The sequence below is a fragment of the Enterobacter sp. 148H3 genome (genome assembly GCF_034107425.1).
GTDB lineage: Bacteria > Pseudomonadota > Gammaproteobacteria > Enterobacterales > Enterobacteriaceae > Enterobacter > Enterobacter vonholyi.
This window is the reverse complement of the sequence record NZ_JAWNEI010000003.1, coordinates 108,475-122,840: the sequence shown is the minus strand read 5'-3', so window position 1 is coordinate 122,840 and position 14,366 is coordinate 108,475. Positions and strand designations below refer to the sequence as shown.

The window sequence follows — 14,366 nt, the reverse complement described above, 5'->3', positions numbered from 1 at the left end:
TTAATATTAGATTTGTGCTGCCTGTAGAGATCTCCTGAATTATACAGTTACGGTTATGCCAGGTACAAAAAAGGCTCCTTGCGGAGCCTCCCTCATTCAATCAAGCCTGCAACGGCAACCTAAAACTCGAAATACTCCGCGAAAGCTGCTGCGCCTGCTCTTCCAGCGAGGCCGCTGCGGCGGCGGACTGCTGCACCAGCGCGGCGTTCTGCTGGGTCACGCCGTCCATTTCGGTCACCGCCTGCCCGACCTGGCCGATCCCGCGGCTCTGCTCTTCAGATGCGACGGAGATCTGCTCCATCAGCGTATTCACTTTATTCACCGACGTAATGATCGAGTCAATCACCTCGCCCGAGCGGCTCACCAGCTCCGCACCGTTTTTCACGCTGGATACCGACTGCGCGATCAGGCTTTCAATGTCCTTAGCCGCCACCGCGCTTTTCTGCGCCAGAGTGCGCACTTCGCTGGCCACGACCGCAAAGCCGCGACCCTGCGTACCGGCGCGCGCCGCTTCAACCGCCGCGTTCAGCGCCAGGATGTTGGTCTGGAAGGCGATGCTGTTAATCACGCTGGTGATGTCTTCAATGCGCTTCGAGTTCGCCGCGATGGTATTCATCGTGTCGATGACTTCACGAGTCACCGCTTCACCGGTGTGGGCATTTTTCACCGCGTCCTGCACCAGTTTACCGGCCTGATAAACGTTGTCGGTATTGTTCGCCACCGTCGCGCTCAGCTCTTCCATGCTCGCTGCCGTCTGGGTCAACGCGGAAGCCTGCTGTTCGGTGCGTGACGCCAGGTCGATATTCCCGGAGGCAATCTCCTGCGCTGCGTGCGTTACGGTATGGCTCGCATCGCGCACCTGGGCGATGGTCGCCAGCAGCGCCTGACGCATCTGCTCCATCGAGCCCATCAGATGGTCGATTTCGTTGCTTGTACTCCCCTTCACCGGCACCGGAATGTCCAGCTTGCCAGCCGCAATCTGGCTGCAGTGCTCGCGCGCCAGGTTGATCGGCGCAAAGACAAAGCGCTTCATCAGCAGGCTGACGGCGATAATCACCACCACAAACAGGCTGGCGATAGCGGCAACGATCGCCAGGCCAGAGACGAAGTTACTGCTCGCATCTTCGTTCAGGCTTTTGGCGTATTTCTGGTGGACGGAAAGCACCTGGTCGAGAACGATCTCGTACTGGCGGTCAAGGCGGGAGACTTCCGGGATCAGCGCGTTGAATTCAGCCACATCGTGCGCCTCGGCGGCGTCGATCAGCGGCGCCAGCCCCTGGTTGCGGTAGTTTTGCCAGCCGTCCTGATAGGCTGTCACCAGCGGCGCTTCATCCGGCAGACGCGGCGACGCCATAAAGGCCGCAAAGGCTTGGTCCGCTTTGGTCAGCGCCTCTTTCACGGCGGCAAGCTTGGCAGCCTCGTCGGCAGTATTACCCGCTTCCACCATCTTCACATACTCCATAACCCTCACGCGTAGCGTACGGCTGTGGTTGATGGGGTCAATAATGGACAGCACAACCTGGATCTCTTTGTTGACGTTATCCAGCGAATTATTACTTTTAATGATGAGGCCAACGCTAGTGACGGTGCTGACAACAAAGAAGAAAAGCAGTGAGAACAGGACAATCAGGGACGACTTTTTCAACGACATAAACCAATACCTCAAGGAGAATTATTCCTTATGGTTATCGGCGCTTCCAAAACTTAAATTAATTAAAGTTATTGATGTATCGGTCCGGGCTATATTGCTCACTTATAGCGCCGCTGCAGGGTGGCAGACAGCTTGCGTTGCAACGGTTCCGGGTTCTCCCCCTCGATCAGTTTGCTAATCAAATCAAAGCAGTGCCACGCCAGCTGTCGGTTATCCTGGCGGATGGTATCCACCGGGATCGTCAGCGAATCGTAGAGATAGTGATCGTCAAAACTGGCTAACCTGATATCGCTTTGCAGCAGGTTATGCTGGCCCATATAGCGCAGCACCCCTTCCAGCAGCCCGCAGGCGGCGGCGAACAGCGCTTTCGGCGGACGCCCCAGGCGGGCGCAGAGTTCAGCAAACATCTCGTACCCGGAGCTCGGGTGATAGTTGCCGTGAATGATCCACTCGGGGCGCAGTTCCACGCCGGCCTCACGCAGCCCTTGCTTAAACCCTTCCAGGCGGTCGCGCGTCGGAGAAAGGCGCGGCTGGCCGCCGAGGAAGTAGAATTCATCCGGATGCTGGCGCGCAATGTCCGCCACCAGTTCGGTCGTCGGGGTGATGGAATCGGTGATCACCAGCGGCAGCGCGCTGTCGTTGATGTGGCGGTCAAACAGGACCACCGGCAGCTGCTCGCTGAGCTTATGGTAGTCCGCATCGTTGAGCATGCTGGAAGCCACAATCAGCCCGTCCACCTGACGCGCCACCATGTTGTTCACCACTACCGTCTCCTGCCCCGGGTTTTCATCGCTGCAGGAGATCAGCAGCTGAACGCCCGCCTCGCGGCACAGCGTTTCCAGCTCGTGAGAAAAGACGGCAAAACCGTAGTTGGTGATCTCCGGGACCACCAGACCAATGGTGTGGCTGCGGTTATCGCGCAGCGACCGGGCGTGAATGCTGGGCTGATAGTGGTGCTCTTTTGCAATTGACAGCACGCGCTCGCGCGTCTCTTCCGCCACGCGAAGCTCTTTGCTGCGCCCGTTCAGGACCAGGCTGGCGGTGGCTTTTGACACCCCCGCCAGCTCCGCGATGTCTTTAATGGTGACGCGTTTTGTTTTTCTCACAACGACTTAGATCCGGCTGCCAAAACCCTCATTCTATCATGCAGGCGCGCAGCGACCAGTAGCGTAATGTGATATCGGACGCACCTTCGAACCGCACCCGGGCCGGATGGGCAGGAAAATAGCGGCTGCTCATCACTCCTTCACCGTGGTTGATGAAGATTTCAACGCTGGAGCGGTCGCAGAGAACGCGTAAATGAGTGACGTCGCCCTGCCAGTAGCGGGTCAGCGTTTCACCGGTTTTCAGGCTCGCGCGTTCCAGACGCACGCCCTGCTCATCGACCATAAGACGCAGCGCGCCGGCAAAATCGACGTTCACGCGCGCGGCGCTCAGCTCAAATTCCAGGCGCGTCGCGTCCAGTTCAGGCGCCTCGATGGCGCGCCCCTGCCAGCGCTCCTCATCTTCACGCAGCGCCGCCAGCTCGCGCGCCGGGATCTGCCAGAGCCTGCCGTCGCGGTACCGTAATTCGCGCGGGCAGGTCATCTGGTGCATCCAGCCGTGCGCCCGGGTTGGCTGAAGCATCTCTTCCCCGTCCGGTACGCCCATCCAGCCGATCAGAATGCGGCGTCCATCTTCCGCCAGCGTGGTTTGCGGTGCGTAAAACTCAAACCCCGCGTCCAGCTCGTGCAGCTCGCCGTGATCGAATGCGGCGCTGGCGTAATCAAACGCCCCGCTCATCCAGGTAGCCGGATAGGTATTGAGGTAGCGATGCGGCTCGCGCGCCAGCCCCTGCGGACAGCTGATCAGAACATGCGTTCCGTCGAGGGCAAACAGGTCCGGACACTCCCACATATACCCCGCGTCCGTCAGGCCGTTAACCCCGTGACCGGCGATCTCCCCGCAGGACGTCCAGGCGTGCAAATCGGCTGACTTAAAGAGCAGCACCTTGCCGCGCTTTTGCACATCCTGCGCGCCGAGCACCATGTACCACATCCCCTCGTGCTGCCACACCTTCGGGTCGCGCACGTGGCCGGTGTAGCCTTCCGGCAGCGCCAGCACCGGCCCCAGCTTCGTAAACGTTCCGTCCGGCTGCTCCACGGCCAGGCACTGCCAGGCGGTGCGGCTGCCGTCATCGAACTTGACGTTGCCGGTGTAGCACAGTGTCAAAACGCCCTGGTTGTCCACGGCGCTGCCGGAGTAGCAGCCGTTGCGGTCATACTCTTCGTCGGGCATCAGCGCCAGCGGCTCATGCCGCCAGTGCACGAGGTCCGCAGAGCTCCAGTGCCCCCAGCACTTGAAGCGATGCTCGCAGTCCAGCGGGTTCCACTGATAGAACAGGTGGTAGCGGCCGGCAAACCAGATAAACCCGTTCGGGTCGTTCATCAGCCCCGTCACCGGCGCGGCGTGCCATTGCGGATAGTGGCTATCCGCCAGCGCCCGCGGCTGACCTTTCATAACGGCCTGCAGGATCGCAGGCCAGCGGGAAGGTAACGTCATTATTCAGAATCCGTTTTATATTTCAGCAGCAGCGAGACGGTAAACGCCACGCCGAAGGCAATCACCATGCCGATAATATAGTTCAGCAGCGAGCTGGCCTGCACGATGGCCATGCCCGGGATGGCGGTCAGCCCGACGGCAGTCATGTATACATGTACGGAGACCACCCAGGCGCCGCCCACCGCACCGCCAATCAGCGCGGCGATAAACGGCTTAACGAAGCGCAGGTTAATACCAAAAATGGCCGCTTCGGTGATGCCCAGCATCGCAGAGAACGCCGACGGTAAGGTAATGGCTTTGATTTTGGCATCTTTGGTTTTGAACCACACCGCCAGACAGGCGCCGCCCTGCGCCACGTTCGCCATGGCCCAGATCGGCAGCAGGAAGTTAACGCCAATCGACGGGTTACCCAGCAGCCCGGCTTCAATCGCGTGGAAGCTGTGGTGAATACCGGTGATCACAATTACCGAGTAAAGCCCGCCGAACAGTAGCCCGGCCAGCCAGCCCGCGTGGGCGATCAGCGTGCTCAGAATAAAGGAGATACCGTCCCCCAGAGCGCGCCCCGCCGGGCCGATAATCAGCAAGGCGATAAAGCCGGAGATAACGACGGTGAGGAACGGGGTCAGGATCAGGTCTAACGCATCCGGGATCGCGCGGCGCAGGTTTTTCTCGACGATGCTCATAAACCAGACGGCCAGCAGCACCGGGAATACCGTGCCCTGATAGCCAATCATCGCAATCTCTAGGCCGAAGAAGTTCATGGTGTGGAAGCCCGACGCCACGCCCCAGGCGTTGGTCAGCGCCGGGTGGGTCAGAATGCCGCCCAGCGTCGCGCCGAGGTACGGGTTACCGCCAAATTCGCGCGCGGCGGTGAAGCCAATCAGAATAGGCAGGATGATGAACGCCGCGGAGCTGCACATGTCCAGCATGATGTAGATGGCGTTATCCGCATTGACCCAGCCGTAGGTTTTCACCATGCCGAGAAGGCCCATCAGCAGACCGGACGCCACAATCGCGGGGATGATTGGCACAAAGATGTTGGAGAGCAGACGGGCAATGCGCTGGAACGGGTTCAGCTTGCGCGCCGCCAGATCTGCGGCTTCCGACTTGCTGGACTCACTTATCCCGGCCGCCTGAATAAACGCGGCATAAACCTTGTTGACCACGCCCGTACCAAAAATCACCTGCATCTGCCCGGCGTTACGGAAGCAGCCTTTTACGCCGTCGACCTTGCCGATGGCCTGCTGATCCGCCAGCGCGTCATCGACCAGCACCAGACGAAGACGCGTTGCGCAGTGCGCCGCGCTGGCGATATTTTCCTTGCCACCGAGCAGCGGAATAAGCTCGCGGGCGATTTGATTAAAATCCATAGATACCTCTGCCTGACTTCTTTTTATGATGTACGAAACGCTCCCGCCAGGCGGGAGCGTGATGGGTTAAAACCAGGTTTCCATCTGGACCCCAAAGTTCCATTCCCCGCCGGCGTTGAAGCCGCTGCTGCCAAAGGCATCATCGCTGGCGTAATGATCCAGTTTGCTGCTCCAGTCCATCCAGGTGGCAAACAGGCGCAGCTCAGGACGGCTGAAGAAATCGCCGATTTTGCTCGCTTTTAAGGTTGGCGCAAAGGTCAGCTTGTAGAAACTGCCGTTGACGGCGTTGCGGTCCTTATAGCCTTCCGGATTTAAATCCATGTACTGATAGCTTCCCTCAAACGCCAGCGCGAAATTCTGGGTGACCTCTTTAATCAGGCGGGTGTTGAGCGTTACCCACTCATAGCTATCGCCCTTGACGTAGCGATCTTTACTGCTCTGCGCCAGAACGGCGGGCGCAACGCTCCAGCCGCCGCCCACAGGCGTGACACCGTAACTTGCGAAGCGCCAGGTATCCGCCTCAGACAGCAACGCGCCGTCGGAGCCGATGCTTTTGACTTCCGCCCCCAGACCGTGACCGTACAGAAGCGCCGTTTTGGCAGTCCCTTCGCGCAGGCCGTAGAAGCTATCATTATGCAAGCCTACCAGGGCATGAACGCCGTGATTGGCGGCATCCGTTTTAATCAGATCGCCGTTAGTGTCTTTACGGTCGTCGTTATCCTTCGCCCGCAGGCCGCTCACCATCAGCTGGAACGGGCCGGCGAAGTGGTTCATGCTGAGAATATAGTTTTGAACGTTGTTGTCGGTCTGCTCCACGCTGCCGAAGTTGCGGCCGTAAATGGAGAAGTTACTGCGCAGCGAATCGTTCCATTTCACGTCGTAGACGCCGCCGCCGGTACCGGCCAGGAACACCACGTCGGAGTCCAGCCAGTGGATGTCAAAGTTGTCGCGGTCGAAGCGTTTACCCGCCCAGAAGGTACTGCCCTTCAGCGCGCCGGTAAAATCAGGCAGGTTGCCCAGCTCCGCGAAAGCCTGGCGAATATTGAGATCGCTGGTATCGGCTGACCAGTCGTTATAGGTTCTCTGACCGTCGGCCAGCATCGCCTTGAAGCGCGTGGTCGCCCCGTTATCCAGGGTTTGCTTGTGCTCCAGGTTCAGCTCAACGTAGGTGTCGGCTTCGTTCCCCAGACGCCCTACCGCGCCGCCGGTTTCTCCGGCCGGGGTCAGATAAGGGCCGCTTTTGCTGCTGGAGGCCGCATCGTTCATCAGCAGGCCCGAGCGGGCGTAGCCGTGGAACTCAAACCCGCCGGTCTGATCCGCCTTCTTCTCCAGCGCGGTGGTGCGCTGCGCTACCGCCTGAGTTGTCGTTTGCGTCTGCTGCTGCGCTGCAACCAGCTGCTGCGTTTTTTGTTCTGCATCGGCGGCGCGTTTTTCAGCCACCTGCGCACGCGTTTCCGCCGCCTGGAGGCGCTGCTCCATCGCGGCAAGACGCACTTCGATACTTGTCATATCCGTTTGGGCAAAAACAGAGGTACTTCCGGCCAGCATGCCTATCATCACGGCAAGTCTGCGTTTTTTATACATTTTGTCGCATCCCTAAAAGAAGTCATTAAACGTGCTAAATTGCTAAACCGGTTTAGGTTGCTGATACTAAACCTGTGAATTTTGGATCGGCAATCTTTTTTGCTAAACCGTTTTAGTAAGTGTGATCGAGGCGACAATTCAGGCCGCCGGATGGCGGCCAGTGAAGGGAGGAATTACAGTTCGTGCTGCCACGGCAAGGCGGTCATCGCCCCTTTGGCCGTGGTGGCCAGCGCGCCGCAGCGCTGGGCTAAGGCGATGACCGGCGTCAGGTCCTGCCCGGCAGCCAGCCCGTAGAGCAGTCCCGCCACGAAGGCATCGCCCGCGCCGGTGGTATCGACACACTCAACGGGCGTTGCCGGATAGTGCTCCACGGCGCCGTCATGCCAGGCGATGACGCCCTCTTTACCCTGAGTGACCAGCACCAGACGCGCCGGGCAGCGCTGCATCAGCACCTCCAGACCAACGTTGACCTCCGCGCTGCCGGTGAAAAAGGCCAGCTCTTCTACCGAAAGTTTCACCACGTCGGCGCTTTGCAGGGCCTGCTCCAGGCAGCCATGCAGTGCGTTCTCATCCGGCCAGAGGTCCGGGCGAATATTGGGGTCGAAGCTGACGTAACCGCCCGCTTCACGGATGGCGGCCATCGCCTCAAATGTCGCCGTACGGCTCGGCTCTGCGCTTAGCGCGATGGAGCAGACGTGCAGCCACTCTCCGGCGCTAAACGGTGGCAGATCGGCGGGTTCCAGAAACAGATCGGCGCTCGGGCGCACCATGAACGTAAACGAGCGCTCGCCATGGTCGTCCAGATCGACCACTACCGTTGAGGTGCGGTGCGCCGGGTCAAGGCGCATCCACGTCACGTCAACCCGCTCGTCAGCGAGCGTTTTCGCCATAAAGCGCCCGAAAGGATCGTCGCCAACCCTGCCGATAAAGGCGCTCTGGCCGCCGAGCCGGGCAATTCCGACCGCAACGTTTGCCGGTGCGCCGCCGGGACACTGCAGCAATCTGCCTTCTCCATCGGGCAGCAAATCCACTACCGCATCGCCAAGTACCCAGATTTTCTTCATGTGATCCTCTTAGCTAAACTATGTTAAACCGTTTTAGCTATTTAAGCACAGGCCGGGCAAAGGGGAAATAACGGGAGGGAAAATTGCCTTACCGCACCAGATGCGGCCAGTAGATATCGCCGACGCCATTAAGCTGCGGCCGGGCAAACAGGAAGCCCTGGAAACGACGGATACCGGCGGATTCAAGCCAGCACCACTCTTCTATTTTCTCAATGCCTTCAGCCACCAGGGTGATTTCCAGATCGGAGCAACAGCTGATGATGGAGCGCACGATCGCCTGCTTCGGGCCGCTCAGGTGGATGTTGCTGACAATTTCGCGGTCGATTTTAATTTTGTCAGGCTGGAAGCGGGTCAGCAGCGAAAGCCCGGCATAGCCCGAACCAAAATCATCGATCGCCAGGCCAATCCCCTCGCCGCGAAGCTGCTTAATGGCGCTGTTAAACTGGTTGAACCCGGAGATCATCTCGTTTTCAGTGACTTCAATGACCACCTGCTCCGGCTGAAGGCCATGCTTTTTAATCTGATTGACCAGAAATTCCACCGCGCCAGGGACATTAACCAGCGACATGGGAAGCAGGTTTACCGCGATTTTATGGCTGCCAATGCCCAGCTTTTCCGCCAGCGCAAAGGCATACGCTTTTGTCTGGAGATCGACTTCGTAGACATTGTCCGGGTTAACGGTGCTGAAGAAATGCTCCGGGCTGCCGCCGTCGTTGCCGCGGATAAGCGCCTCAAGGGAGCTGATCTTCCCTTCCGAGGGCTCGACAATAGGCTGCAGCGCAAACTGGCAGGTTTGCCCGACAATCAGGCCCAGATGCTCACCAAAGGGTAACGTTTCGGTCGAGAGCGTCCATTTGTCCGGGGTGTAGCGTGCCCCCGACGGGGCCGGACGTTTACCGGTTATAAAGGTCTGAATAAATTTGAACACCCGATCGTCGGAGGTCAGATAGCTCTCCAGCTTGCTGTAGCGCAGCACCGACTGCAGCACCTCTTTCGGCGACTGCATTTGCAGATCGAACAGCAGCATGCCGACGTTTTCGAAGCGTCTGCGCGGACCATAGTCCCGCAGCAGTTCAACCACCCCGCTGTGCCGCTTGTCCTCACGGATGGTGTGGAACAGTTTGACCACACTCTCTTCCGACCCTTCGAGGATCTGCAGAACGTCGTTCCCTTTAGCAAGGAGGACGCCGGTGATATTCAGTTTTGCATTGCGGCCCCTGGCGCGCTCCACCAGCTCCCGCAGTTCAGTGGTCGGGGGGGATAAATTCAACTGGCTTCGGTAGATCAGAGTCGTCAGCACAAAAATGGGTTCCGATGAGAAAGAGAGGTGCTTTGAAGCTTCTATTTAACATACTTAATCAATGCGACCTAACTTATTCACACCACAAAGGAACGTTACTTTCCCCCGTCGCCAATCCGGCTGTCGATCCTCTCCTGCATATAGTCGTAGAACGGGTTCGAGGTGACCCGCATCAGCGCTTCTTTTCCGACGCTCAACACGGACGTTTCTCCCCAGAGCGCAATCGTCCCGAGGCTGATGCCGTAGCGGTTTTTCACTGCAGGTTCACGACCATAGAGATCGTCATCCGGCGTGAACGGCACCGCAACGTGCGACAGGGAATAGACATCCTGCGGCCAGGACTGCGCAAGCGGCACGACCGTCTCCTGCGTGCTGCCTGCTGGAGTGATTTTCGCCACCGTCGAGAAACTGTGCTCGCCGGCATTGGTGATAATAGTGACACTGTAACGCCTTTGCGCAACCGGCAGCAGCGCCGAGGTAGCCGTCCACGACGACGGTTTGAACAGCGGGCGGAAGCTCGCCGCCTGGTTGATGTCAAACACCACCAGCTCGCTGCCGTTTGCGGGAAGCTGGTCAAACAGGCCGGTCACCACCGCGCGGGTGCTGACCGTAGAATCCATGACCGACTGGAACGCCAGCACCGGCGGCAAATTCGCCAGCCTGTTTTCCCGCGCCTCACGGCCAATCTGCTCCTGCAGGGCCTTCGTCAGCAGCCACGACTGGCGAGCGGCGTTAACCGGGAAAGAATTGTATTTATACGGGTTATATTCCGGCGCAATATTCAGCCAGGCTGCTTTAGCAAACGCCGGCAGCAGCGCCGGTAACCCGGCGAAACCGGCAAAGCGCGCAAAGGCCGTCACGCCGATCATCGGTGAGAGCAGGATCACCTGCTGGGGTTTACGCAGCGCAGAGGTGTCAAGCGCATCAAGGGTATATTTCATCGCCAGCGCCCCGCCGTTTGAGTAGCCCACCAGATGCAAAGGCACAGCTTCACCCGCCAGGCGCGTGGCTTCCCGCACCGCAAGACGCGTCGCCGCCAGCCACATTTCCCAGTCAACGTCCGTCAGCGCACCGGGCGCGGTGCCGTGTCCGGGTAGACGCGGGACGACGGCCACAAAGCCGTGCTGCTGATAGTTCACGGCAAGACGCCTGACGCTGTAAGGCGAATCCGTCAGCCCGTGCAGCAACACCACCGCGCCGCGTGGCTTTCCGGCCGGCATCAGCACAAAGGAGCGGTTGGCATCGGGGGAAAACTGACCGGGCCACACCAGGCTCTGGCGGTAATAGCGGTTTAACGGGGTTTGTTCCTCGCCCGCTGTTTTCGCCGTCACCGCGTTATCCAGATCGGTGAAAATCGCCCTTTCCCGGGCCTGATACCCGGCAAAGTCGGTGTTGTCCATCTCGCGCGCGGACATCTCATTGGCCCGCCAGGTGTGCCACAGGTGCAGTTCCGGCCCCTGCTGCGAGAGATAGACCCGCACCGCCATCAGGACGACCAGTACGATCCCCACGATCATTCCTGTTTTCTTTGCAAGCGCGATCAGGCGCACGCTGACTCGCCAGGGCAGATTTGCCATGCCGGGATCCCTTTTATATTCACAGTACATCTATCTTATCAAAAATGTGAACGGACTGACGTATTCACCAAATTCATACCTGCCCGCTCAGCCAGTGCACCAAAAGTGAACTACGCTGCACAAATGTTGATCATTGGTTAACTAAATATTGCATGAAGTTTACTGCGCAGCGGGTTTTCGCCCGCCTGTGAATATGGCACGCGTCATGCATTGTTAACCGGGTAACACAAATTCGACCATTGACAGCCTGTTAACAGCGAGGCGGTATGACGACGAAACCTGAGATGCTGAGCCGTATCGAAGCGACGTTCAGCCAGCTCACGCCCAGCGAAAAGCGGGTCGGAAGCTGGCTGCTGGCGCACGCCGCGCAAATCCCGTTTGAAACGGCGGAAAGTGTGGGTCAGGCGAGCGGGACCAGCGGAATTACCGTCGGACGCTTCCTGCGCAAGCTGGGGTACCGCAACCTGGAAGATGCCAAAAAAAGCCTGCGCGATCCGTATCAGCCCTGGGGCATGAACGAGCGGCTCGACTCCTGGCAGCAGCAGCGCCCTCTTTCCAGCCGCCTTCAGCACGCCCTGTCGCTGGAAGTGGATGCCATCACGCAGGTGTACCAGCTGGCGCAAACGGACGCCTTCCGCCAGGTGGTACACCATCTGGCCCACGCGGACGCGGTCTTTGTGCTGGGGATCCAGTCCACGCGCGGGATCGCCAATGCCTTCTTCAGCCACCTTGAATACCTCCGCCCGCGGGTGAGCTACTCCGAAGGGGCATCCGGCAGCTGGGTGGAATCCCTGAACTCGGGGTTCTCGCACCCTTATGTCGTGCTGACAGATACGCGTACCTACTCCGCAATGGCGCGCCAGTACTGCCGCGTCGCGAGCGAGAAAGGCATTCCGCTGGCCTTAATCACCGACATCTGGTGCCCGTGGGCGCGGGATTACCCGATGGATTTGCTGCAGGTGAAAACCGATACCGGTCATTTCTGGGATTCACTTGCCCCCGTAAGCTGCCTGTTCAACCTGCTGCTGTCGGGCGTGGTGGAAGCGCTGGGTGATGCGCTTCCGGCTCGTCTGGCGGTAAACCGACAATTACAACAAGAGTTTGGTCAATTCGAACGCTAAAGGAGCGGAGCTATGCCCGTAGAGAGTGAACTGATTGATGTGGCGAAGACGTTCCCCACGCTGCATATCGATCTGAAATACGCCACCGCCGACAACATCACCGGCCGTCCGATCTATCAGGAGGCGCTGTGCCTGCTGCATACCGATGCCGCTACCGCGCTGGCAAAAGCCATCAGCATTGCCACGCTGGCCGGGCTGAAGCTGGTGGTCTACGACGCCTATCGGCCGCAGCAGGCGCAGGCTCAGCTGTGGGAGGCCTGCCCCAACCCGGAATACGTGGTCGACGTGGCGATTGGCTCCAACCACAGCCGCGGCACGGCCATCGACGTCACCCTGATGGACGAACATAACGCCGTGCTGGATATGGGCGCCGGTTTTGACGAAATGCATGACCGATCGCATCCGTATCACCCCTCCGTACCGCCGCACGCCCAGCGTAACCGTCTGCTGCTGAACGCCATCATGTTTGGCGGCGGTTTTGTGGGTATCAGCAGCGAATGGTGGCACTTCGAACTGCCGAACGCCGCCAGCTACCCGCTGCTTGACGACCGTTTTGCCTGTTTTCCCCTGACGCACACCTCTCTTTGAACCTGGAGCACTGCCATGAAAACATCGCTTCTCTCGACCATCATTGCCGCCACGCTGGCCCTGAGCGCACCGCTGGCGCTGGCTGCCGTCCCGAAAGACATGCTGGCGATCGGTAAAGCCGCCGACCCGCAAACGCTCGATCCGGCCATCACAATTGATAACAACGACTGGACCGTCACCTATCCGTCCTACCAGCGTCTGGTCAAGTACAAGCCAGGCTCTACCGAGGTGGAAGGCGATCTGTCGACGGGCTGGAAAGCTTCCGACGACCAGAAAGAGTGGACCTTCACCCTGGCGGATAACGCCAAATTTTCCGACGGCACGCCGGTTACCGCCGAGGCGGTCAAACTCTCCTTTGAGCGCCTGCTAAAGCTCAGCCAGGGGCCGTCTGAAGCCTTCCCGAAAGATCTGAAAATAGATGCCGTTGATGACCATACGGTGAAGTTCACCCTCAGCCAGCCGTTCGCGCCTTTCCTCTACACCCTGGCAAACGACGGGGCGTCCATCATTAACCCGGCGGTGCTGAAGGCCAATGCCGCAGACGATGCGCGCGGTTTTCTGGCGCAAAACACCGCCGGTTCCGGGCCGTTTATGCTCAAAAGCTGGCAGAAAGGCCAGCAGCTGGTGCTGGTACCAAACCCGCACTGGTCTGGCGACAAGCCGCACTTTAAGCGCGTCTCGGTAAAAATTATCGGTGAGAGCGCGTCGCGCCGTCTGCAGCTTTCCCGCGGTGACCTGGACATTGCCGACTCCCTGCCGGTCGATCAGCTGGCGGCCCTGAAGCAGGAAGGCAAAGTCGCCGTTGCCGAATACCCGTCCCTGCGCGTGACCTACCTCTACCTCAACAACAGCAAAGCGCCGCTCAATCAGGTGGATTTACGCCGCGCGGTCTCCTGGGCGACGGACTATCAGGGGATGGTGAAAGGCATTCTGAGCGGCAACGGCAAGCAAATGCGCGGCCCGATCCCGGAAGGCATGTGGGGTTTTGACGCCGCGGCTATGCAGTACAGCCTCGACGAGGCCAAAGCTAAAGCAGCCCTGGAGAAGGTCAAAGACAAGCCCGCCAGCCTGACCTTCCTCTACTCGGACAACGATCCAAACTGGGAGCCTATCGCCCTCTCAACCCAGGCCAGCCTTGGCAAGATCGGCATTAACGTCAAGCTGGAGAAACTGGCCAACGCCACCATGCGCGACCGCGTCGGCAAAGGCGATTACGACATCGCCATCGGCAACTGGAGCCCGGACTTTGCCGACCCGTATATGTTCATGAACTACTGGTTCGAATCGGATAAAAAAGGGCTGCCGGGCAACCGCTCGTTCTATGAGAACAAAGAGGTCGATTCCCTGCTGCAGGCCGCGCTGAAAACCACCGACCAGGCGGAACGCACCAAAGATTACCAGCAGGCGCAAAAGGTGGTTATCGACGAAGCGGCTTACGTCTATCTGTTCCAGAAGAACTACCAGCTGGCGATGAACAAAGAGGTCAAAGGCTTCACCTTTAATCCGATGCTCGAGCAGGTGTTCAACATCGCCACCATGAGCAAGTAACCGTTTCGCCGGGGGAAAGCGT

General features: G+C 59.1%; 11 protein-coding genes. 3 read left to right on the top strand and 8 right to left on the bottom strand.

Translation table 11 applies throughout. The features are described 5' to 3' along the window. Positions 1-100: 100 nt before the first annotated feature. The 8 genes from USH94_RS05075 to USH94_RS05040 form a co-directional block, all read right to left on the bottom strand. On the bottom strand, positions 101-1,651 hold the full coding sequence (locus USH94_RS05075) for a methyl-accepting chemotaxis protein (protein WP_111963597.1): 1,551 nt from the start codon (positions 1,649-1,651) through the stop codon (positions 101-103). A gap of 98 nt (positions 1,652-1,749) precedes the next feature. Continuing rightward, a complete protein-coding gene (locus USH94_RS05070) occupies positions 1,750-2,757 on the bottom strand; it encodes a LacI family DNA-binding transcriptional regulator (protein ID WP_111963598.1) in 1,008 nt (335 codons plus the stop codon). Positions 2,758-2,785: 28 nt separating this feature from the next. After that, entirely contained in the window at positions 2,786-4,192 is a 1,407-nt protein-coding gene (locus USH94_RS05065) for a sucrose-6-phosphate hydrolase (protein ID WP_111963599.1), read from the bottom strand. Continuing rightward, positions 4,192-5,562: a sucrose-specific PTS transporter subunit IIBC gene (locus USH94_RS05060; protein ID WP_023619263.1), complete on the bottom strand. Its 1,371-nt coding sequence runs from the start codon at positions 5,560-5,562 to the stop codon at positions 4,192-4,194. The genes USH94_RS05065 and USH94_RS05060 overlap by 1 nt, the downstream gene beginning before the upstream one ends. A gap of 66 nt (positions 5,563-5,628) precedes the next feature. Next, the gene (locus USH94_RS05055; protein WP_111963600.1) at positions 5,629-7,146 is read right to left on the bottom strand and encodes a carbohydrate porin; all 1,518 of its coding nucleotides are present in this window, start codon (positions 7,144-7,146) and stop codon (positions 5,629-5,631) included. 173 nt (positions 7,147-7,319) lie between these two features. Continuing rightward, positions 7,320-8,210, bottom strand: coding sequence for an aminoimidazole riboside kinase (locus tag USH94_RS05050; RefSeq protein ID WP_111963601.1), 891 nt, complete (start codon positions 8,208-8,210; stop codon positions 7,320-7,322). An 88-nt stretch (positions 8,211-8,298) separates the two neighbouring features. Then, complete coding sequence (locus tag USH94_RS05045; protein WP_111963602.1) at positions 8,299-9,510, bottom strand: diguanylate phosphodiesterase; 1,212 nt, start codon at positions 9,508-9,510, stop codon at positions 8,299-8,301. Between the two features lie 95 nt (positions 9,511-9,605). Beyond that, positions 9,606-11,087, bottom strand: a complete 1,482-nt coding sequence (locus USH94_RS05040) for an alpha/beta hydrolase (protein ID WP_111963603.1) — start codon at positions 11,085-11,087, stop codon at positions 9,606-9,608. Between the two features lie 266 nt (positions 11,088-11,353). Between USH94_RS05040 and USH94_RS05035 the strand changes: the two genes are divergently transcribed. From USH94_RS05035 to USH94_RS05025, 3 genes are read left to right on the top strand one after another with little or no spacing between them, the layout of a single operon-like run. After that, positions 11,354-12,208 (top strand): MurR/RpiR family transcriptional regulator, encoded by an 855-nt coding sequence (locus USH94_RS05035; RefSeq protein ID WP_111963604.1) that lies wholly within the window; start codon positions 11,354-11,356, stop codon positions 12,206-12,208. Between the two features lie 12 nt (positions 12,209-12,220). Beyond that, on the top strand, positions 12,221-12,796 hold the full coding sequence (ddpX, locus tag USH94_RS05030; protein ID WP_111963605.1) for a D-alanyl-D-alanine dipeptidase: 576 nt from the start codon (positions 12,221-12,223) through the stop codon (positions 12,794-12,796). Between the two features lie 15 nt (positions 12,797-12,811). Then, positions 12,812-14,344: an ABC transporter substrate-binding protein gene (locus tag USH94_RS05025; protein ID WP_111963606.1), complete on the top strand. Its 1,533-nt coding sequence runs from the start codon at positions 12,812-12,814 to the stop codon at positions 14,342-14,344. Positions 14,345-14,366 lie beyond the last annotated feature (22 nt).

What these genes read in the sequence shown, in the direction of transcription:
- USH94_RS05050 (WP_111963601.1), bottom strand. Translation starts at nt 8,210, where the DNA reads ATGAAGAAAATCTGGGTACTTGGCGATGCGGTAGTGGATTTGCTGCCC.
- USH94_RS05040 (WP_111963603.1), bottom strand. Translation starts at nt 11,087, where the DNA reads ATGGCAAATCTGCCCTGGCGAGTCAGCGTGCGCCTGATCGCGCTTGCA.
- ddpX (WP_111963605.1), top strand. Translation starts at nt 12,221, where the DNA reads ATGCCCGTAGAGAGTGAACTGATTGATGTGGCGAAGACGTTCCCCACG.
- USH94_RS05065 (WP_111963599.1), bottom strand. Translation starts at nt 4,192, where the DNA reads ATGACGTTACCTTCCCGCTGGCCTGCGATCCTGCAGGCCGTTATGAAA.
- USH94_RS05060 (WP_023619263.1), bottom strand. Translation starts at nt 5,562, where the DNA reads ATGGATTTTAATCAAATCGCCCGCGAGCTTATTCCGCTGCTCGGTGGC.
- USH94_RS05025 (WP_111963606.1), top strand. Translation starts at nt 12,812, where the DNA reads ATGAAAACATCGCTTCTCTCGACCATCATTGCCGCCACGCTGGCCCTG.
- USH94_RS05055 (WP_111963600.1), bottom strand. Translation starts at nt 7,146, where the DNA reads ATGTATAAAAAACGCAGACTTGCCGTGATGATAGGCATGCTGGCCGGA.
- USH94_RS05035 (WP_111963604.1), top strand. Translation starts at nt 11,354, where the DNA reads ATGACGACGAAACCTGAGATGCTGAGCCGTATCGAAGCGACGTTCAGC.
- USH94_RS05075 (WP_111963597.1), bottom strand. Translation starts at nt 1,651, where the DNA reads ATGTCGTTGAAAAAGTCGTCCCTGATTGTCCTGTTCTCACTGCTTTTC.